This window comes from Halomonas sp. MCCC 1A11062 (assembly GCF_021404355.1).
Lineage (GTDB): Bacteria > Pseudomonadota > Gammaproteobacteria > Pseudomonadales > Halomonadaceae > Halomonas > Halomonas aerodenitrificans.
On the sequence record NZ_JABFTW010000004.1, the window covers coordinates 186201 to 205840 of the forward strand.

Genomic DNA, 19640 nt, shown 5'->3' on the forward strand with positions numbered 1-19640 from the left:
CTAACAATATCTTCCTATCCCCCGCGACTCGCCGTGTCGCGCGCCTCCTCCAGCAGGGAGAGCATTGCCCGCGCGGCGTTGGAGAGCGTGCGGCTGCGGTGCACCAGATAGCCCAGGGAGCGGTAGATGGTCGGATGCTCCACGTCGAGTTCGTGCAGTTCACCTATCACCATTCTTTCCGGCAGCAGGCTCCAGCCCAGGCCGATGGCTGTCATCATCTTGAGCGTTTCGAGATAGTTGGTGGCCAGCGCCACGGGCAGGGTGAGGCCGGCAGCGGCGAAGCGCGACTCGATCAGCGTGCGGGTGAAGGTCAGCGGGCCGGGGAGCACGGCATCGAAGGCGCACAGTTCATGCAGCGTAAGCCGCCCATGACCGGCCAGCGGGTGGTCGTGGGCACAGACGAAGCACATGCGATCCTGCCACACGGGTACCACGACGAGCTGCGGGTCCGGGTGCGGCGCCAGGGTCACCACGGCGATCTCCAGCTCGCCGTCCAACACCCCCTGATAGGCCAGCTCCGAGTCGAGGAAGCGCAGGTCCATGCGTACCTCAGGATGGGCCTCTGTATAGGCCTTGAGCAGCGGCGGCAGGCGGTGCAGGCCGATATGGTGACTGGTGGCAAGCGTCAGGCTGCCTGCCACCTGACCTTCGAGATTGGTCAGGGCACGCCGGCTGTCGTCCACCATGACGAGGATTTGCCGGGCTCGGGGCAGCAGTACCCGGCCCGCCTCGGTGAGGGTGACGCGGCGGCCGATGCGATCGAACAGCCGCGCGCCGATCTGGTCTTCCAGAGTGGCGATGCGCTTGGAGACCGCCGGCTGGGTCAGGTGCAGCTGCTCGGCGGCGCGGGAGAAGCTGCCGCTGTCGGCCACGGCGAGGAAGGCTTGCAGGCTTTGGGTATCCATTTCTCTTTTGTATTCCTTTATGGAATCCAATGAATAAATAACATGAATTGCTTTTATGGGCGAGCCGCGCAAGACTTGATGACACCAAAGAGAGCCAAGCGAGAATCACCAGTACCAAGAGCTTGGCGGTTGCTGGAGCGTGAGCGGCGCCGGGGACAGGTCATAGCGGAGGTCATTTGCCAGGGATGGCAAATGTAGCGCCCAGGGATGGGTTTACAGCGCCTCCGCGAGACCTGTCGACGGAGAGCCGCGTGGATAGGCAGCAAGATACGCCACGGCGATAACCTAGACCGGACAGGCAAAGGGCCACAGAGCCCGGGAGAACGATATGGCAGGCCAGACGCTTTACGACAAGCTGTGGTCGCAGCACCTGGTGAAGGAGCGCGACGACGGCACCGCACTGATCTACATCGACCGCCAGCTGCTGCACGAAGTGACCTCGCCGCAGGCCTTCGAGGGGCTGCGTCTGGCCGGGCGCAAGCCGTGGCGTCTCGACGCCAACCTGGCCACGCCGGACCACAACGTGCCGACCACGGTGAAGGAGCGTGCCGAGGGCAACGCCGGCATCAAGGACCCGGTGTCGCTGATCCAGGTGCAGACGCTGGACGACAACTGCGTCGAGTTCGGCATCGAAGAGTTCAAGATCAACGACCCGCGCCAGGGCATCGTCCATGTGGTAGGGCCGGAGCAGGGCGCCACCCTGCCGGGCATGACCGTGGTCTGCGGCGACTCCCACACCGCTACCCATGGCGCCTTCGCCGCGCTGGCCCACGGCATCGGCACCTCCGAGGTGGAGCACGTGCTCGCTACCCAATGCCTGCTGGCGCAGAAGATGAAGAACATGCAGGTGCGTGTCGAGGGCAAGCTCGGCACTGGCGTCACCGCCAAGGACGTGGTGCTGGCCATCATCGGCAAGATCGGCACCGCCGGCGGTACCGGCTATGCCATTGAGTTCGCCGGCAGCGCCATCCGCGACCTCTCCATGGAAGGCCGCATGACGGTGTGCAACATGGCCATCGAGGCCGGCGCCCGGGTCGGCCTGATCGCGGTGGACGACACCACCATCGAGTATCTCGCCGAGCGTCCCTTCGCGCCCCGGGGCGAGCAGTGGCAGGCTGCCGTGGCTGACTGGCGCAACCTGGTTTCCGACTCCGATGCCGAGTTCGACAAGGTGGTGACGTTGGACGCCGCCGAGATCGAACCCCAGGTCAGTTGGGGCACCAGCCCCGAGATGGTCACCGGCATCTCCGGCGAAGTGCCCGACCCGGCCGATCAGGGTGACGACACGGTCAAGCGCGGCTACACCCGTGCGCTGGAGTACATGGGCCTCGCGCCCAAGCAGAAGATCACCGACATCAAGCTCGACAAAGTCTTCATCGGCTCCTGCACCAACTCGCGCATCGAAGACCTGCGCGAGGCGGCCAAGGTGGCGCGAGGCAAGAAGGTGGCCGACTCCATCAAGCTGGCCATGGTGGTGCCGGGCTCCGGCCTGGTGAAGCGCCAGGCTGAGGCCGAGGGGCTCGACAAGATCTTCATCGAGGCGGGCTTCGAGTGGCGTGAGCCGGGCTGCTCCATGTGTCTGGCGATGAATGCCGACAAGCTCGGTGCCGGCGAGCACTGTGCCTCCACCTCGAACCGCAACTTCGAGGGCCGCCAGGGCTACGGCGGGCGCACCCATCTGGTCAGCCCGGCCATGGCCGCCGCCGCCGCCATCGCCGGCCATTTCGTCGACGTGCGTCGTCTCGACGCACAGCCTGTCGCAGAGGAGGCTTGAGCCATGAGAAAGTTCGTACGCACCGAAGGGCTCGTCGCACCGCTCGACCGGGCCAACGTCGACACCGACCTGATCATCCCCAAGCAGTTCCTGAAGTCGATCAAGCGCACCGGCTTCGGCGTCAATCTGTTCGATGAGCTGCGCTACCTCGACGAGGGGCAGCCCGGGCAGGACTGCACCCAGCGTCCGCTCAACCCGGATTTCGTGCTCAACCAGTCGCGCTATCAGGGCGCCAGCGTGCTGCTGGCACGGCGTAACTTCGGCTGCGGCAGCTCCCGCGAGCACGCCCCCTGGGCGCTGGAAGATTTCGGCTTCCGCGTGGTGATCGCGCCGAGCTTTGCCGACATCTTCTACAACAATGCCTTCAAGAACGGCCTGCTGCTGATCACCCTGCCCGAGGATGTCATCGACCGGCTGTTCCGTGAGGTGGAAGCCAGCGAAGGCTACCGCCTGGACGTGGATCTGGAGAACCAGCGGGTGATCACCCCCTCGGGGGAGATCCTCGAGTTCGAAGTCGATGCCTTCCGCAAGCACTGTCTGCTCGAGGGGCTGGACGACATCGGCATCACGCTGCAGGACGAGGACGCCATTCGCGCCTTCGAGGTGAAGCATCGCCAGGCCCGGCCGTGGTTGTTTCGCGATACCGCGACGGTCTGACCGCTCAGGGCTGATCCGGGAGCAGACTGACCAACCGTGAATTGAAGGGCGTAGGGGACAGGTCGGAGAGGAGGTCTTTTGCCATGGATGGCAAAAGTAGCGCCCAAGGATGGGTTTACAGCGCCTCCTCGCAGGCCTGTCGCCGTACAGCCCGCCGCCATCGCTCGAGAAAGGCAAGCACAAGGATTGAAAAACACATGACACGCAAGATTCTGGTACTGCCGGGTGACGGCATCGGCCCCGAGATTACTGCCGAGGCCAGCCGCATCCTCGCCGCCTGCCAGGCCCACGGCCTCGACATCGAGATCGAGGAAGGGCTGGTCGGTGGTAGCGCCTATGACGAGCACGGCGAGCCGCTGCCCGCCGTGACCCTGGACAAGGCCAAGGCCGCCGATGCCATCCTGCTCGGCGCCGTGGGCGGACCCAAGTGGGACAAGCTCGAGGACCTCTCCAAGCGCCCGGAGAAGGGCCTGCTCGGCCTGCGCAAGAACCTCGGCCTGTTCGCCAATCTGCGCCCGGCCATCACCTACCCGCAGTTGGCCAGCGCTTCCAGCCTCAAGCCCGAGCTGGTGGCTGGCCTCGACATCATGATCGTGCGCGAGCTCACCGGCGGCATCTACTTCGGCCAGCCCCGCGGCATCGAGGTGCGCGACGGCCAGCGCGTCGGTTTCAACACCTACGTCTACTCCGAGAGTGAGATCGAGCGTATCGGCCGGGTCGCCTTCGAGCTGGCGCAGAAGCGCGGCAAGCGCCTGTGCAGCGTCGACAAGGCCAACGTGCTCGAGGTCACCATCCTGTGGCGTGAGGTGATGGAGCGGCTGGCACCCGAGTACCCCGACGTCGAGCTCTCGCACATGTACGTCGACAACGCCGCCATGCAACTGGTGCGGGCACCCAAGCAGTTCGACGTGATGGTCACCGGCAACATGTTCGGCGACATCCTCTCCGACGCCGCCGCCATGCTCACCGGCTCCATCGGCATGCTGCCCTCGGCCTCGCTCAACGAGAGCGGGCAGGGCATGTACGAGCCGTGCCACGGCAGCGCGCCGGACATCGCCGGCAAAGGCATCGCCAACCCGCTGGCGACCATCCTCTCGGTGGCGATGATGCTGCGCTACTCGCTCGGCGAGCCCGAATTCGCAAGCCGCATCGAGACGGCCGTGGGCAAGGTGCTGGACGACGGCCTGCGCACCGCGGATATCGCCTCCGAAGGCACCCGTACCGTCTCCACCCGCGAGATGGGCGATGCGGTGCTGGCGGCTTTCGAAGCGGCGTGACGGACGACGCCAGTCGGCGCTGATACGCGGCGGTGGGGCTTCACCGGGATGGTTGTTCGCCGGGTTGGGTTTCTCGACTACGCTTGTGACAAGGTACGTCGCCGAGCATGGAACCCGCCATGGTGAAGACTCTCCGCCGTTTTGTTCGCTTGCCTTGGCAGCGCAAGGCCCTGTTACTGGAGGGCTCGCTGTGGCTGGCCCTGGCGTGGCTGCTGGTCCGTGGCCTGCCGTTTCGCTTCTGGTCGCGCTGGCTGGGCCAGCAGGCGGCGGGTGAAGTCGAGCTGAAGACTGCCGGCCGCGATCCTCGAGCGCTGGAGATCTGCTGGTCGGTAAGGGCCATCAATGCCCGCCTGGGCGGCAGGCTGACCTGCCTGATGCTGGCCATGGCGGCGCAGTGGATGATGCACCGGCGGCGAATCTCTTCCTGCCTGGTGCTGGGTACCCTGACCCAACAGGATGCGGAGCGCCGCCCCACCTTCAAGGCGCATGCCTGGGTGAGGGACGCCAGCGGTGTCGTTCTGGGCCAACAGGACGAGCCCTATGTGGCACTCTCCAGTTTCGTGCGCTGCTATCCCGCTCGGGAAGGCGAGGCCTGCTGATGGCCTGCGCGAGGCATGAATTCGTACCTTCCATAAGCTCGTACCTCCTAGCGATAGAAGCACGCTTCGTACCCCTGGCAGGTTAGGCCTCAGCCTGCCGATATGAGAACTCTCCTATCTTTCGCCTAGTGCCAAAAGGCGGTACCTCCGGTCTTGATGCAGACGCGTGAAGATACAATTCTTCACATAGTGTCCGGCGCATCAAAGGAGTCACCCATCATGCAGATGAACACGGTAGTGAAACGACATCCGTCGCTGCTTGCATCCCAGGTCAATGACGATGTGGTGCTGTTCAGTGCCGAGCGAGGTATGTACTACGGCACTCAGGCAGTGGGCGGGCGTATCTGGAGCCTGATTCAGCACGAGATGAGCGTCTCGGATATCTGCGACCGGCTCCTGGCCGAGTTCTCGGTGGAGCGCGAAAGTTGTGAGCATGACGTATTGCAGTTTCTGGAGCAGCTCGAGACCGAAGGCTTGGTGACGACCGGCTGACAGGCCGTCCTCTCGATTGGCCGTCCTCTCGATTGGAATGAGCTCAGGCGCCTACTTCGCGATAGTGGTGCGCCTGCTGGTTGAACAGGCGGCAGTAGATGCCACCTCGCTCGATCAGCTCGTCATGGGTTCCGCTCTCGCATATCACGCCTTGTTCCATCACGTAGATATGATCGGCCATTCTTACGGTCGAAAGCCGATGGCTGATGATGAGAGCGGCCCGATGATCGATGCGCTCGCGAAAATTCTCGAACAGCTGGAATTCGGCGCCCGGGTCCAGCGCGCTGGTGGGCTCGTCGAGGATGATGACCCGTGACTGCTGCATGAAAGCTCGCGCCAGGGCGATCTTCTGCCACTGACCGATGCTGATCTCCTGACCGTCGTCGAACATACGGGTCAGGGGGGTATCGTAGCCGGCGGCCAACCCCTGTATGAAGCCGTCGGCATCGGCCTTGAGCGCCGCCGATTTCACGGCTGGGGTGTCGCGAGGCGCCTGGATATCGCCAAAGCGGATGTTTTCTCCCGCCGAGTCGGCGTAGTGGGAATAATCCTGGAAGATCACGCTGAACAGGCGGCGATAATCTTCCAGGCCATAGTCGCGTATGTCCACGCCATCCAGCGTTATCTTGCCTGACGTCGGGTCGTAGAGACGGCAGAGCAGCTTGATCAGTGACGTCTTGCCGGATCCGTTGGTGCCTACCAGTGCCACGATCTGCCCTGGGGCGATGCTCAGGTCGATATGGCGTAGCGCGGGCGTGGTGCATCCGGGGTAGTGAAAACCGACGTCGTGAAAGCGAATTCCCTCATGGATCGGCTCGGGTATCGGCACGGGCTCGGCGGGGTCGGCGATGACCGGGCGAATGGCCAGGAACTCCAGTAGCAGACCCATGAAAAGGTGATCTTCATAGAGATTGGAGAGCTGGTGAACCAGATCCTGCCCCATGGACTGGGCACGCTGAAATATCAGCAGGAACAGCACCAGATCGCCGACGCTGTTGTAGCCCTGCGCGGTTTGCCAGGCCAGATAGGCCAGGGCGCAGAAGAAGGCGATGGTGGCAATGGCCCCCACGATCACTTCGATTCGCGTGCGTCGTTGAGTGATTTGCAGGCGCTCGTGTCGAATCTGGCTGCGTAGCCTGCCATAGCAGCCTCTCAGATGATCTCCCAACTGGTAGAGGCGCAGCTCCTTGGCGTGGTAATTGGAGGTCATCAGCCAGTCGAGATAACCGGCACGACGCTCCATCTGCGTACGGCGGAGCTGCCAGTCGTAAAGATGCCGGGTGAAGTGTAGCCGCACCAGCAGTGCCGGAACGATGGCGACCGCCAGGACCGGCACCAGCAGCCAATTGAGTGAAAGAATCAACCCTGCGATGGCCGTCAGCATGATGAAGTTGCGTACCAGCATCATGAGATTGCTTACCACCTGCACCGGCCGATGGTTGCCCGCCTCCCGGGCGCGCTCAAGGGTGTCGAAGTAGCGTGGACTTTCATAGAAGGCGAGATCAGCCGCCACCGCCCGGGCATGTATCTCCTGGTCGATATGATCGGCCACCAGCAGGGATTGTATCTCCTTGGCGAGGTTCGATAGGGCGCGTACCACGATAAAGGCAAGCGTCGCGATGCCTGTCAGGGCGACATACCACAGTACGGGAGCGAAGCTGTCCGGTGAGGTGCCGTCGCCGAGAAGTTGGGTGACCACATCCACCAGCTGCTTGAGCAAATAGAGGACGGCGAGACCCAGGCATGCTTCCATCACCATGAACAGTGTGCTCAGCAGCGTCCACTTCCGGCTACTCACCCACAGTAGGGGAAGGATGGCTCTCAGGGTGTCCACGGGAGCCAGGAGCTTCCGCAGGCTCACCATTTGTGCTTGGCCAGGGCGTGAGTCATGAGCGTGACCTCTTCGAGAGGATCAGGTTGCGCAGCTTGCGGCAGGGATGCGTGACGTAGTAAAGCCATTGCCAGCTCGGTGGGAGAGGGCGGCTGGCATAATCGAAATAGCTGGGACGAAAGGGTTGCACCCATCGTCTCAGGCGACACGCGATCCTGTAGCGCATGGTGGTTTGCCAATGGAAGGCAAATTCGGGTGCGGGCCGTTTGCGACGTAACGCCAGCTCGGCTTCCAGCCCGCCCTGGAGCGTGGCCAGGCAGGCCTGATACAAAGCACGGCCCTGCTTGCTGAGCTCCTTGGCCGCACCGTCCAGGTCGGGGTTGGCGAGCAGTTCGCTCAGCTCCAGGCTGGCGTCGACGGTGGCGGTCAGGCCACGCTGCCTGGCGCAGGCATGTACGGCGGCCAGGTCGAAATCAGGGTGGCGTTGCAATGCATCCAGATCGACCAGCCAGTGCAGATGCGACCAGTAATGGCGTGTGTTGTGCAAACAAAGGTAGACGAACAGCTCGTGGGTCGGCATGACATGGAGGATGGTGTCGCCCACTTGCAGTGGCTCGCGAGCCGCAAGGAGAGCTTCCGTATCATAGAGCGCTGCCTGTTTGTCGAGCTGGCAATGCACTTCGACTTCGACACCCCCCGGCGTCACGATGTTGATGATGGGTTGCCTGTCGACGGCAAACTCCAGGGCTGTCCTGTCTGCGGTCAGCCATGGTGGCTCGCTGGGCAGGTAACCGCTCTGCAGCGCCCTGGCAAGCAGGTCGACGAGTCGGTTGCGCGGGATCAGCAAGTCGATATCGCCACAGCAGCGCAGACCAGGGACGTCATAGTAGCGGGCGGCGAGCGCCGGCCCCTTGAAGAAAAGGTACGGGACTTGCAAGGGCTCGAGAAGACTGCGCACCAATCGTTTCTGCTCGGCGGCCACTCTCAGATTGTCTGCCACCAGCATCAGGCTTTCGCCACGCAGCTGCGCCATGACGTGCGGGGGCAGCGCGGGTGGGGCGAGCCGATCCAGATGGCGATAGGCAATAGGCAGCAGGTATGTGTCCTGGGCAAGGCGTATCAACTCGGCCCAGTCGTCGATGGCGGCACATAGAGCGACTGCCTGTCGCTCCTGAGCTGGCGAAAGCTCTAGCCTGGCGAGGAGAAACAGCAAGCGTAGCATCGGCGACGGAGAGCCGGACCTGGCCGCTTTGGCAAACCCCGCCTTGCTGGGGCGGACACTGTCGTGAAGCATCGTTGCGATCCTCCAGAGGGTGGTCCTTGGCTGCTCAAGTCGGGGCAGACCCTTGCCAATCGATATGCTGGCCGTCGAGAGAGGTGTTCTGTTACTTAATATTACACTTTTGGGAGCTTCGCCAGGCGTATGCATCGCGGAGCGCGCCAGTCATTGCCCGGAGCCTCTCAAAATGCTGGACGGTAAGGCCAGGACCGCGGATATTTCCAGCGAGGGATGCATGCCGCTTTCGCCTGTGGAATGGGCAAGCCGGTGCTGGCACTTCCATTGCTGTGACTCTGGCGCCCGGGCCCGCCTGCGAGGTGGGGCCGGGTCATGTATACTATTGGCCTCATTCTCTTCAGGAGGACTTCACATGTTGAAAGTCGGTTTCGTCGGGTGGCGCGGCATGGTGGGCTCCGTGCTCATGCAGCGCATGCAGGAGGATGGTGATTTCGACGGCATCGAGCCGATCTTCTTCACCACCTCCCAGGTCGGCAAGCCCGGCCCGGATATCGGCGTCGACGTTCCTCCGCTCAAGGATGCCACCGACATCGACGAGCTCAAGGCGTTGGATGTCGTGATCACCTGCCAGGGCGGCGACTACACCAAACAGGTTTACGGCGACCTGCGCGGCAGTGGCTGGAAGGGCTACTGGATCGATGCGGCTAGCACCCTGCGCATGGAGGACGAGGCGACCATCGTGCTCGACCCGGTCAACCGTCGTGTCATCGACGACCAGTTGGCGCGTGGCGCGAAGACCTTCGTTGGTGGCAACTGTACCGTCAGCCTGATGCTGATGGGGCTGGGCGGCCTGTTCGAGGCCGATCTGATCGAGTGGATGACCTCCATGACCTATCAGGCCGCCTCAGGCTCCGGCGCCAAGCACATGCGCGAGTTGCTGCTGCAGATGGGTGCATTACGCGATTGCGTGGCCGATGAGCTGAACGATCCCGCCAGTGCCATTCTCGAGATCGATCGCAAGGTCACCCAGGCCATGCGTGGCGGCGACTTCCCGATCGATAATTTCACTGCGCCGCTGGCCGGCAGCCTGCTGCCCTGGATCGACACCAAGCTCGACAACGGCCAGAGCCGCGAAGAGTGGAAAGGCAGCGTCGAGACCAACAAGATTCTGGGTATCCAGGACAATCCGGTGCCCATCGACGGCATCTGCGTGCGCATCGGCGCCATGCGTTCTCACAGTCAGGCCTTCACCATCAAGTTGAAGAAAGATGTGCCGATAGATGAAATCGAGGAGCGCATCGCCAAGCACAACGAGTGGGTCAAGGTGATCCCCAATGACAAGGAGGCCACCATCGCCGGACTGACGCCCTCGGTCGTTACCGGTACTCTGAGCGTCCCGGTAGGCCGTCTGCGCAAGCTGAACATGGGCGGCGAGTATCTCGCGGCGTTTACCGCCGGTGATCAGTTGTTGTGGGGCGCGGCCGAGCCGCTCAAGCGGATGCTGAAGATCCTGCGCGAGCAGTGATCCATTCGCAGTGCCAAGGACGGGGCATCTCCTAGGGAGGTGCCCCGTTTGTATATGAGGGGAGGCTGCGATGATGAGTTGGCTCCCATGCGTATCCGCCGGGGTGGCGCAGACAGTGCGCAAATATGGTACATATTCCGTCATGTTCTAAACGTTGGCATTACAAGAACCGGGCGTTTCGTAAGCAAGCGGGCAACGCAAGGGAATTCGATGAGACGTAAGTTGTCACTGGCCATGCTGCTGTCGCTTTCGGCCGTCAGCCCACCGGCGCTGGCACTGGGTGTCGGTGAAGTCGATGTTCGTTCCACCTTGAACGCACCGCTGCGCGCTGTGATCCCGCTCACCGATACGGCAGGACTCGACCCCGAGCGGCTGCGGGTCAGCGTGGCAGGCTCGCGTGACTTCGAATCAGCAGGCTTGTTGCGTACCCCGCTTGCGGCCAGCGTGAGCGCCGATGTCGAGGTGCGTCAGGGGCGGTGGGTGGTGACGCTGGCCAGTGAGCGGGCGGTACGCGAACCCTGGATGGACCTGCTGCTGCGTTTCGACTGGCCCAGCGGGACGCAACTGCGTGAGGTTACCCTGCTGCTGGATCCGCCGGGCTACGACAGCATGCCGGTGCTGGTCAGCGGTTCGAGCCGTCGCTCCCAGCCTGTCGCTCAGGTCTCGGAGCGAGTTGCTCAGCCTGCCGCCGAGCCTGTTTCCCGGCCTGCCGCCACGCTCGCAAACCAACCCATGACGGCAGGCACCGCCTGGGTGGGCAGCGGCGATACGCTGTGGTCGGTAGCCGGGCGCCTGCGGCCCGACAGCGGAGTCAGCATGAACCAGATGATGGTTGCGCTGGTCGAGGCCAATCCGGATGTCTTCCCCTCGGGTAATATTAATGCCATGCGTGCCGGCCATGGCCTCGTCGTGCCGTCACGTGAAGCCATCGCTTCTCGCACCGGTACCCAGGCCGATCACATCGTTCAGGCGATGAACCAGGCCTGGGCCAATCGCGGCAGCGGCACTCCCGCACGCGTTCCCCTTGGGCCGTCGGCTACTGTGGCTGAAAGCGTACAGGTGGCCACCGCTGCGACCGAGGCAGTTGAGCGGGTCGCTGCGGCCGAACCCGAGCCGACACCAGCGGCTTTGGCCGATACTGCCATGCCTGCGACGGCGGCTGGCGATACTGGCGATGCCACTCCGCGACTTACGCTGCTCAGTGACGAAGAGCTGGCGGCGGAGGCTGCACTGCAGGGCGCGGATGCGGCCGGCCATGCCCTCGATGCCGACGTGCTGTCGGTCCTGGGGGGCGGGGAGTTAGCGCTGGGGCAGGGCGAGCCGCGTCTTGCACTGCTCGAACAGCGCTGGCAGGAGAGCCATGCCGCGCTGGAAGAGGTGCAGGCCGAGCGCGACACCCTGCAGCAGGAGCTCGGAGAGCTGCGTGATGAAGTCGAGACGATGCGCGAACAGCTGGCGGCCCTGCTCGCCGATGGCAGGGCAGAGACGGGCACGGGAATCGGCAGTGTCGTCGTGCAGCCAGAGGGTCAGATCGAAGAGACGCCCTGGTGGGGAGCCGTTCATCCCGCTGATATCGACCGTCATCTGCTGCTGGGCGGAGCCGGGCTAGCCGCGCTGTTGGGCCTGTGGCTCTGGGTACGTCGGCGTCAACGTCACACCGCGGCTGGGACGGGGAGTGTCTCCGTACCCAACATGGTACATGGCGTGCCGCCTGTCGACGCGATGCCGTCGCCGAGTCCGGCTGCCACCATGATGCCGCCGCTGACGACAGGCATGAGCGTTGGCGATACCGAGGTGCAAGAACAGGAGGCGCCGCGCCCAGCGATGCCACAGGCTGAGGCCATCAGCGAAGCCGACATCTTCATGGCCTATGGCCGCTACGATCAGGCCCGGGAGCTGCTCGAGGCCGGTCTTGCCCGTGATCCCGAGCGCCACGACCAGCGCCTCAAACTGCTCAACGTCCATGTGGAGCAGGGGAACTGGCAGGCTGCCGAGGAAGAGATGCAGGTGCTCGCCGAAACCGGCGACTCCGCTCTGCTGGCCGAAGCGGCCAGATTGATGGCCAGACGCCATGCCGAGAGCGACCGCGCCGGTATGGACCGAGAGACTGATGAGTCGACGGTGGATGAGCCGTACGAGCGCCGTCACGCGGCCACGCCCATTGAAGGCATGCCTGGAGAGGTAACGGCTGGGGACGAGCCTGCGGCCGAGCCCTCTCGAGACGGTGGTGAAGCGCCGACTGATGGCGACGGTACGGCTGACGAAGTCGCTTTCCCGCCGCTTGCCCGGGATCGGGAAGCGACCGCAGGAGCTGCCGCTGCATATGAGCCGGGCGGCGATGGGCCGAGCGAGGAGCCACAGGCGCGTCCAGCGCAGCAGGCGGTGCCCATCGAGTGGGACGTCATCGACTATCGCCCCCCTAGCCTCGACCCGGAGCCGGCTCCCAGGATTGAGACACCGATGCAGCCGAGCATCGAGTTTCCTCGGATGGATGCGATTGACGACTCGCTGTCAGCCTCTGAAAGCGAGCCGTCTCCTCGTGAGGAGCCTTCGCTCGACGAGGCGGAGCAGTGGGAGGTGGAGGAGGTGGCCTTCCCGCCGCTGGAGCGGGATAATGGCGCCACCCTGGGCGAGTCCGCCCAATGGGAGGAGCTGAGCGAAGCTCGCCGTTTGCTGGAAAGCGGTGAGGTCGAATGTGCTCGTCCTCTGCTGCAGAGGCTGTCCCAAGGGGCTGAGTCGCCTCGCCTGCGTGAAGAGGTCGAGGCGCTGATCACTCATTATCGACTCTGACGGTGGCATGACCCTTTTTCGACTTCTCAATGATCGCCACCCCCTGCGCGGCCGCTTGGCCATGGGGGTGGAGTACGACGGCAGCGCCTACTGTGGCTGGCAGCGGCTCAAGCATGCACCCTCGGTCCAGGCCGAGCTGGAGCGGGCGCTAGGCAAGGTGGCGAGCCAACCGGTCACGGTACATGCCAGCGGGCGTACCGATTCCGGCGTGCACGCCACCCGCCAGATCGTGCACTTCGACGCCCCTGCGCCGCGTTCCGAGAAGGCCTGGGTGTTCGGTGTCAACGCCAATCTGGCGCGGGATGTCGCGGTGCACTGGGTTCGTGAAGTGCCTGACGATTTCCACGCCCGCTTCAAGGCGCTGGCACGCCGCTATCGCTATCTCATTCTCAATCAGATGAGCCGGCCGGTGCTGGAGCGCGCCAACGTCACCTGGTGTCGCGACCCGCTCGAAGCCGATGCCATGCATCGCGCGGCTCAGGCGCTGGTCGGCGAGCACGACTTCTCCAGTTTCCGCGCCGCGGGCTGTCAATCCAAGACGCCTTGGCGGCATCTGCATTTCATTGAGGTTCGCCGTCATGGCCCGCTGGTGGTCGTCGATGTGCAGGGCAATGCCTTTCTCCACCATATGGTCCGCAACATCGTAGGCGCGCTGGTCAGCGTGGGGCGCGGTGAGCAGGGGGAAGGCTATCTGGCCGAACTGCTGGCGCTGAAGGACCGTACGCTGTCCGACGTGACGGCACCGGCCTGCGGTCTGCACTTCGTCGACTCGCTCTACGACGGCGCCTGGGGGCTGCCACAGGAGCCGCTGGGGCCCAATCTGCTGGCCTTTCTCGGTGAGTGGACGGGTGAGCGCGAACTGCCGGACTGTCCCATGGTCGAGTTTCGCCGCGGTGAACCCCGGGCAAAGGGAGCGTCCGTAGCCGATTGAGTCGGCACGGCACCTGGTCGCCACATTTGGGCAAGTCGAGCTCGACTTGGCATGGCAGGCTTATTTGCTACATTCTGTAAATGAATGGTGATCGGTTGTGTCTCCGGGTTGCGCCTGGTGGCTTGGAACGTTACCTGACGGCTTGCGGGAGGTCCTTCCCCAGTGAGCGGCATTTGCGGAATCATTCGTCTCGATGGCGTCCCGGTCGGCCGTGCCGAGCTGGAAATGATGACGTCCCGTGCCGCCTATCGAGGCGCCGATGGCATCGAATATTACTGCGATGGGCCGGTGGGGATCGCCTGCCTGTCGCTGGATACCACCTCTGACGGAGCCGGCGCCTGCCGACCGGTAATCGAGCGGCAACATGGCGTGGTGTTTGCCGCCGATGCGCGCCTCGATAACCGTGATGCCTGTGTTGGTGTGAATCCATCTCCCCTCTCCATGAGTGCGACGGACGCCGAACTCATGCTCGGTATGCTGCTCCACGCCGGTGAGCAAGGGCCTGCAAGGTTGCTTGGGGACTTCGCTTATGTGCTGTGGGATCCTGCTCGTCGCGAGTTGCGTCTGGCCAGGGACTCCATGGGGATGCGCACCCTGTATTACCGTATCGAGACCGGGCGGGTGCTGTTCGCCACCGAAGTGCGGCAGATCCTGGCGGCGAATGGTGTGCCGCGCCGCTTGAACGAGCAGGCCGTCGGCTGGCACCTGTGCGGCATGCAGACACCACCGGGTCAGGTCTTCTACGAGGGTATCGAGGAGCTCGAGCCCGCCGAGGAAGTCACGATCGATCGGGCAGGGCGAAAGCGCAGTCGGTGCTTCTGGGCTCCGGATCCAGAGCGTCGCTTGCGCTACCCCAATGAGAGAACCTATGCCGAGCACATGCGCGAACTGCTGGCGCAGGCAGTGCGCTGTCGCTTGCGTGCCCGCGATCCAGTTGGCGTAAGCCTGAGCGGCGGGGTCGACTCTACCTGCGTGGCGTCTGTGGCGGGCTGGCTGCGTGGCCAAGGGCAGGCAGTTCCCACGATGCGCGCCTATAGCTGGGTCTTCTCCGAGCTGCCAGAGTGCGACGAGCGCGAGAACATCTACCGGATCGCGGATCATTTCGGCATGCCGGTACATGAGGTACCGGCGGAGGAGACCTACCCCCTGGTCGAAGATGCTCTCAACCAGCCTCACGAAGACGATCCTTTCTTCTCTATGTTCCTGCCGTTCATGGAAAAGTCGCTGTCTGCGGCTGCGTCCGACCGGGTCAGCGTGATGTTCTATGGTTTTCGTGGCGACGTGATGTGTGGCGGCAACGTCAATGACGTGCCCGGCATGCTGCGTGCGGGGCATTTGCGCGAAGGCTGCCGCGAACTATCGGAGTTGTCGAAGGTGTTCTCGCTATCCTGGCCTTCGACCCTATCACGCTACCTGGTGCGCCCTGTACTGGCGGATGCCCTGAGAGGCGGAGTCTTTGGCAACGGCTGGGGAGTCTTGCGACGAAGCGGTCCAGCAGGCAGCGCAAAGAGGGATGCAGGGGCACATCTGTTGCCAAGGGGGCCGATGAGGTGGGCGGCCGAGCATGTCTCCTCAGCATTCCTGCACCAGGTCGGCCTGCCACCGATCGAGCCCGTGCGGGTGGCTGCACGGGTATGGCCGCACAGAGCACCGCGAAACAGGTACATCCACATCTTTTCGCCGCTGGTCATGCGCGGAGTGACGTATGCCGAGCGTGTTGCGGCCCAGCATGGCGTGGGATTGGCCGATCCCTGGAGTGATAGACGCATCGCTGAATTCATACTTGCCTGTCCCCAGTACTGTGTCGACACCGCCAGTAAGGGAAAGCGGCTGGCACGAAGCGCCATGGTCGGCATCATGCCGGCAGAAGCCATTCGGGCCGTCGGCAAGGTTTCCCCTGAACCTCTGTATCTCGATGCGCTGCGTGACAAGGCGTACCACAAGGTCCTCGACCTGATGACCCACAGTCGCTGTGGCGAGCTCGGGTTCATCGACGAAGCGATGCTGCGCGAGCGCTTCGAGCGTTTCGTGCACGGCAATGCGCCCGGTTTCGACCTCTGGCCGACCCTGTCGCTTGAAATCTGGCTGAGACGATTCTGGTAGTCGTATCAGCCGGGCTGGGCAAACGCGCTTGGCATAGCCGCTACTTCACGAGTGATAAAAATCAGCTGGTAACCCTTTGTAAACCAGATTTTTTTGGCATGGCTGCCCAACTTGGGCTGGCCTAGTCTGTTCGTGTAAGGAAATGTTAGTAACCCAATGGAGCTGGGTAAGTGGGTGCGTTCGCTATCCAGCGGTGGAACTGGTCGGAGGATCAGGTAATGAACGACAATCGGGACATGAAGAGCGGTGTGCGGCGTGAGTACAGCAGCCCACAGCTGACCAGGTGGGGGACCGTAGCCGATCTCACCCTGGTGGGACAGACCCGACCGGGTGGCGACGTGTTGCCCGGCCAGGCCCAGGGTCGGCAGGGCGGCAGCGTCAACAGGCCGAAGAAGAGGCGGTAGCGGCCGGGTATCGGATCGGCTTGGTGCTGGCTAGCCCATGATCAGGGAGATCGATGCCGTTCTGCTGCTCGATGGGCGACAGTCCATCGAGCAGCTTCTTGCCTTTACCCGGCAGCCCGACCGGGAGTCTGCCCTGCAGGCGCTCGCCGAGGGCATTCAGGCCAATCCCCTGTGGCATAAACTGAATGGGGCCAGGCTCGTGATACGACCCTGGCCCGACCCTCTTGTTGCCGTCTTCGGTGATTTCTCGACCAAGCAGCGCATGCTTCTCGCCGATCTAGCGGCACAGCTCCACGAGGTGCTCACGCATCATCGTTATGTCGATTATCCCGCCGCCGAGCAGGCAGCGGGGCGGCTGGCGACCGCCCTCAGGCTGCGCTTCGGCCAGGAGGCCCTGTCGCGCTTCCGCTATACCGCGATTCCCCGGGGCGGGTGGATCGTGCTCGGCATGCTCTCCTATCTGCTGAATCTGCGACCCGACCAGATCGGCGTACCAGGCGAGTCCGAGCGCGAAGATTCCGAGCAGTGGGTGGTGGTGGACGACTGCGCCCTCTCCGGGGTGCGGTTTCAGCAGTTCCTGCAGGACTGGGACCTGTCTGGCGTCATCTTCTGCCCGCTGTTCGCTCCTCGCGCGCTGTGCCAGGCCATCGAACGGACCGAGCCAAGAGTAGAGGCATGTATCAATGCCGAAGACCTCAGGGACGTCGCCCCGCAGCGGTTCGGCGATGCCTATCCCCAGTGGCTGGATGAGCGCGAGCGGCAAATGGGGGGCGATGGCTACTGGAACGGCATCGCCGAGTATATCGCCTTCGCCTGGTGCGAGCCCGAGACCAAGTACTGGGATGCCGAAGCGGGGTGTTTCGAAGCTGGCTGGAACGCTCTGCCGCCGTCGCTGTGCCTGAAGCGTCGTATGCAGGCCTCGTCGCAGCGCAACAGGCGAAACGGGAGGGCGAGAGGGCTGGTGAGAGGGCTGGTGAGAGAGCAAGCGTGGGAGACGATCGAGCGGCAGGCAGTAGGGCCCGGCCCACTCAAGGCCGACGATCGTGCACTGTGGGCGTCATTCGGCGATGCGCTGGCGGTGGCGCGTTTTCCCATGGAGCCCGTCGAGCCTGCGACCTGCTTCGAGTTCGATTCGGTCGCGGCCGATATGTGGCGCGCTCTGTTGGCCACCGGCAGCCGGCAGGGAGCCCTGTCGCTGCTGCTGGATAATTATGCCGTTGCGCCAGAAGTGCTTCGCCGGGACCTGGCCTCGCTGGTGGTGGAACTCGAGGAAAGCGGCATCCTGATTCACCGCTGAGTCTTGAAATAGGGGGCGAGTGTGACATACCGATACTGGGTCTATGGCCTCTGCCTGGAAACCGCTTTCCGCTTCCGTACTCCCTTGACTGCAGCGCCCGCTACGGCAACCTGCGACCTGCACTTTCTCTGTGAGGGCCTCGGTGTGCAGAGCGATCGTTGCGTGCCGGAAGGCGATGACGCCGTCCCGCCATCTGCGGATGTCCTCTACCTCAGCCAGGAGAGGAACTGGTGCGGGGAGCATGTTCTGGAGATTTACGCCACCGCCGACGGCAGCTTGTTGCGCTTTCCCGGCGTGGCGGACTTCCTGGTGAGCCCCGGGCGGATCGTCTGTCGGCTGCATGACGCCGAGCTAGGCTTCATGGTGGATCTGTGCCTGCTGGGGCACGTGATGTCCTACTACCTGGAGATGAACGGCGTGAGCGCCCTGCATGCCGGTGCCGTGATGATCGGTGGTCGGGCGGTGCTGTTCGCTGCGGATCGACAAGGCGGCAAGAGTACGCTGGTCACTTCGCTGGTCGCTGCGGGCTTTCCCCTGCTTGCCGACGATATCGCAGCGCTCGAGCCGGACGCTGCGGGCGTGCTGTGCCGGCACGCCTTTCCCCAGCTCAAGCTGACGCCGCAGCAGGCCCTGCGCTTCGTTGGTAGCGCCGAGGGTTTCGCTCTGGTGCATCCCGATTTCCCCAAGCTCAGCGTACCGGCCGATAGGGTAGGCAGCATTGCCACGGAAACGCGGCAGGTGGCGAGAATCTACCTGCTGGAGCGCCATGCCCCCGACGCCGCCGATGTCGCGATACGCCTGGAAACGCTCGGCCCGGGCGAAGCGCTGATTCAGCTCGTGCGTCACTCCTTCCTAGCCGAGGTGCTGGCGGAATACGGGGCGGCGGGCGGGCGAAGCGGCGGCGAGCACGTAGACATGGCTCGTGTGCGCTTCCAGCGTCTCGCGGCCATCGCTCACAGCGTGGTGGTCAAGCGCCTGTGTTATCCTAGCGGCTACCGCTATCTTCCCGAGGTGCGCCGCGCGGTGCTCGCCGATCTCGGGGAGGGACAGGGCATCGAACGACAGCAGGCAAGTTGACGATCGGTCAAATCCGACAGACTGCTAGGATGGACATGATTGACGTACAAACCGTGGGGTTCCGCACCCGGATCAAGTTCTGTGGCCTGAGTCGCGAACAGGACGTGGCCGATGCCGTGGCCGTCGGCGCCGATGCGCTGGGCTTCGTGCTCTGGCCCGGCAGCAAGCGTTGCGTCGACGAGGCGCGCCTTGCCGCACTGTCGGCACGGGTGCCGGCCTTCGTCACCCGAGTGGGGCTGTTCGTCGATCAGCAGCCCGAGCTGATCGCGCGTTGCGCCGAGCATCTCGACCTGCTGCAGTTCCACGGCGACGAAACGCCGGCTTTCTGCGCCGGGTTCGGCCGACCCTGGATCAAAGCGCTGCGCATGCGCGACGACCTCGACCTGCACGCTGCCACAGAAGCCTACGCAGGCGCCCAGGCCTTGCTGCTGGATGCCTATCGTCCCGGCGTGCCGGGCGGCACCGGCGAGACATTCGACTGGTCGCGAATCCCCGCAAACCTGGCAAAACCTGTTATTCTCGCCGGGGGGCTCGGTCCGGACAACGTGGCGCAAGCCATCGAGCGTGTCCGCCCTTATGCGGTGGACGTCTCCGGCGGCGTGGAAGCCGCGCCTGGACGCAAGGATAGCGGTTTGCTGGCGGCCTTTGCCGCGGCAGTGGCCCAGGCCGATCGCACCCACCGGGCGTGACCTGCATCCGCTTTCCCGGGCCTGGCCCAACACCACATCCATTCCCTTATGG

16 protein-coding genes are annotated in these 19640 nt (G+C 63.9%); 13 read left to right on the forward strand and 3 right to left on the reverse strand.

Annotation, left to right across the window (positions count from 1 at the left end; all coding sequences use genetic code 11):
* Positions 1-14: 14 nt before the first annotated feature.
* Positions 15-905 carry a LysR family transcriptional regulator gene (locus HOP58_RS06295; RefSeq protein ID WP_234254783.1) on the reverse strand — a complete coding sequence of 297 codons (891 nt, stop codon included), beginning with the start codon at positions 903-905 and terminating at the stop codon, positions 15-17.
* Between the two features lie 328 nt (positions 906-1233).
* Here HOP58_RS06295 and leuC point away from each other — a divergent pair, with 328 nt between their 5' ends.
* The 5 genes from leuC to HOP58_RS06320 all read left to right on the forward strand — a co-directional run bounded on the left by leuC (position 1234) and on the right by HOP58_RS06320 (position 5704).
* Entirely contained in the window at positions 1234-2679 is a 1446-nt protein-coding gene (gene leuC / locus HOP58_RS06300) for a 3-isopropylmalate dehydratase large subunit (RefSeq protein ID WP_234259834.1), read from the forward strand.
* 3 nt (positions 2680-2682) lie between these two features.
* Complete coding sequence (gene leuD / locus HOP58_RS06305) at positions 2683-3336, forward strand: 3-isopropylmalate dehydratase small subunit (protein WP_234259835.1); 654 nt, start codon at positions 2683-2685, stop codon at positions 3334-3336.
* A 197-nt stretch (positions 3337-3533) separates the two neighbouring features.
* Positions 3534-4613, forward strand: coding sequence for a 3-isopropylmalate dehydrogenase (leuB, locus tag HOP58_RS06310; protein WP_234259836.1), 1080 nt, complete (start codon positions 3534-3536; stop codon positions 4611-4613).
* A gap of 119 nt (positions 4614-4732) precedes the next feature.
* The gene (locus tag HOP58_RS06315; RefSeq protein WP_234259837.1) at positions 4733-5212 is read left to right on the forward strand and encodes a lasso peptide biosynthesis B2 protein; all 480 of its coding nucleotides are present in this window, start codon (positions 4733-4735) and stop codon (positions 5210-5212) included.
* Positions 5213-5431: 219 nt separating this feature from the next.
* Positions 5432-5704, forward strand: coding sequence for a lasso peptide biosynthesis PqqD family chaperone (locus HOP58_RS06320; protein WP_234259838.1), 273 nt, complete (start codon positions 5432-5434; stop codon positions 5702-5704).
* A gap of 43 nt (positions 5705-5747) precedes the next feature.
* Here the strand turns inward: HOP58_RS06320 and HOP58_RS06325 are convergent, their stop codons facing one another.
* Positions 5748-7463, reverse strand: coding sequence for an ABC transporter ATP-binding protein (locus tag HOP58_RS06325; protein WP_234259839.1), 1716 nt, complete (start codon positions 7461-7463; stop codon positions 5748-5750).
* A 127-nt stretch (positions 7464-7590) separates the two neighbouring features.
* The gene (locus HOP58_RS06330; RefSeq protein WP_234259840.1) at positions 7591-8829 is read right to left on the reverse strand and encodes a nucleotidyltransferase family protein; all 1239 of its coding nucleotides are present in this window, start codon (positions 8827-8829) and stop codon (positions 7591-7593) included.
* Positions 8830-9184: 355 nt separating this feature from the next.
* On the opposite strand from HOP58_RS06330, the gene asd reads away from it, so the two are divergent.
* The 8 genes from asd to HOP58_RS06370 all read left to right on the forward strand — a co-directional run bounded on the left by asd (position 9185) and on the right by HOP58_RS06370 (position 19588).
* On the forward strand, positions 9185-10297 hold the full coding sequence (gene asd, locus HOP58_RS06335) for an aspartate-semialdehyde dehydrogenase (RefSeq protein ID WP_234259841.1): 1113 nt from the start codon (positions 9185-9187) through the stop codon (positions 10295-10297).
* A 210-nt stretch (positions 10298-10507) separates the two neighbouring features.
* Positions 10508-13087 carry a FimV/HubP family polar landmark protein gene (locus tag HOP58_RS06340; protein ID WP_234259842.1) on the forward strand — a complete coding sequence of 860 codons (2580 nt, stop codon included), beginning with the start codon at positions 10508-10510 and terminating at the stop codon, positions 13085-13087.
* Between the two features lie 7 nt (positions 13088-13094).
* Positions 13095-14018: a tRNA pseudouridine(38-40) synthase TruA gene (truA, locus tag HOP58_RS06345; RefSeq protein WP_234259843.1), complete on the forward strand. Its 924-nt coding sequence runs from the start codon at positions 13095-13097 to the stop codon at positions 14016-14018.
* Positions 14019-14180: 162 nt separating this feature from the next.
* Positions 14181-16121 carry an asparagine synthase-related protein gene (locus tag HOP58_RS06350; RefSeq protein ID WP_234259844.1) on the forward strand — a complete coding sequence of 647 codons (1941 nt, stop codon included), beginning with the start codon at positions 14181-14183 and terminating at the stop codon, positions 16119-16121.
* Between the two features lie 218 nt (positions 16122-16339).
* Positions 16340-16525, forward strand: a complete 186-nt coding sequence (locus HOP58_RS06355; RefSeq protein WP_234259845.1) for a lasso RiPP family leader peptide-containing protein — start codon at positions 16340-16342, stop codon at positions 16523-16525.
* 37 nt (positions 16526-16562) lie between these two features.
* Positions 16563-17822, forward strand: a complete 1260-nt coding sequence (locus HOP58_RS06360) for a PqqD family protein (protein WP_234259846.1) — start codon at positions 16563-16565, stop codon at positions 17820-17822.
* A gap of 21 nt (positions 17823-17843) precedes the next feature.
* Positions 17844-18899 (forward strand): hypothetical protein, encoded by a 1056-nt coding sequence (locus HOP58_RS06365; protein ID WP_234259847.1) that lies wholly within the window; start codon positions 17844-17846, stop codon positions 18897-18899.
* Positions 18900-18934: 35 nt separating this feature from the next.
* Positions 18935-19588, forward strand: a complete 654-nt coding sequence (locus tag HOP58_RS06370) for a phosphoribosylanthranilate isomerase (protein WP_234259848.1) — start codon at positions 18935-18937, stop codon at positions 19586-19588.
* Positions 19589-19640: the final 52 nt, after the last annotated feature.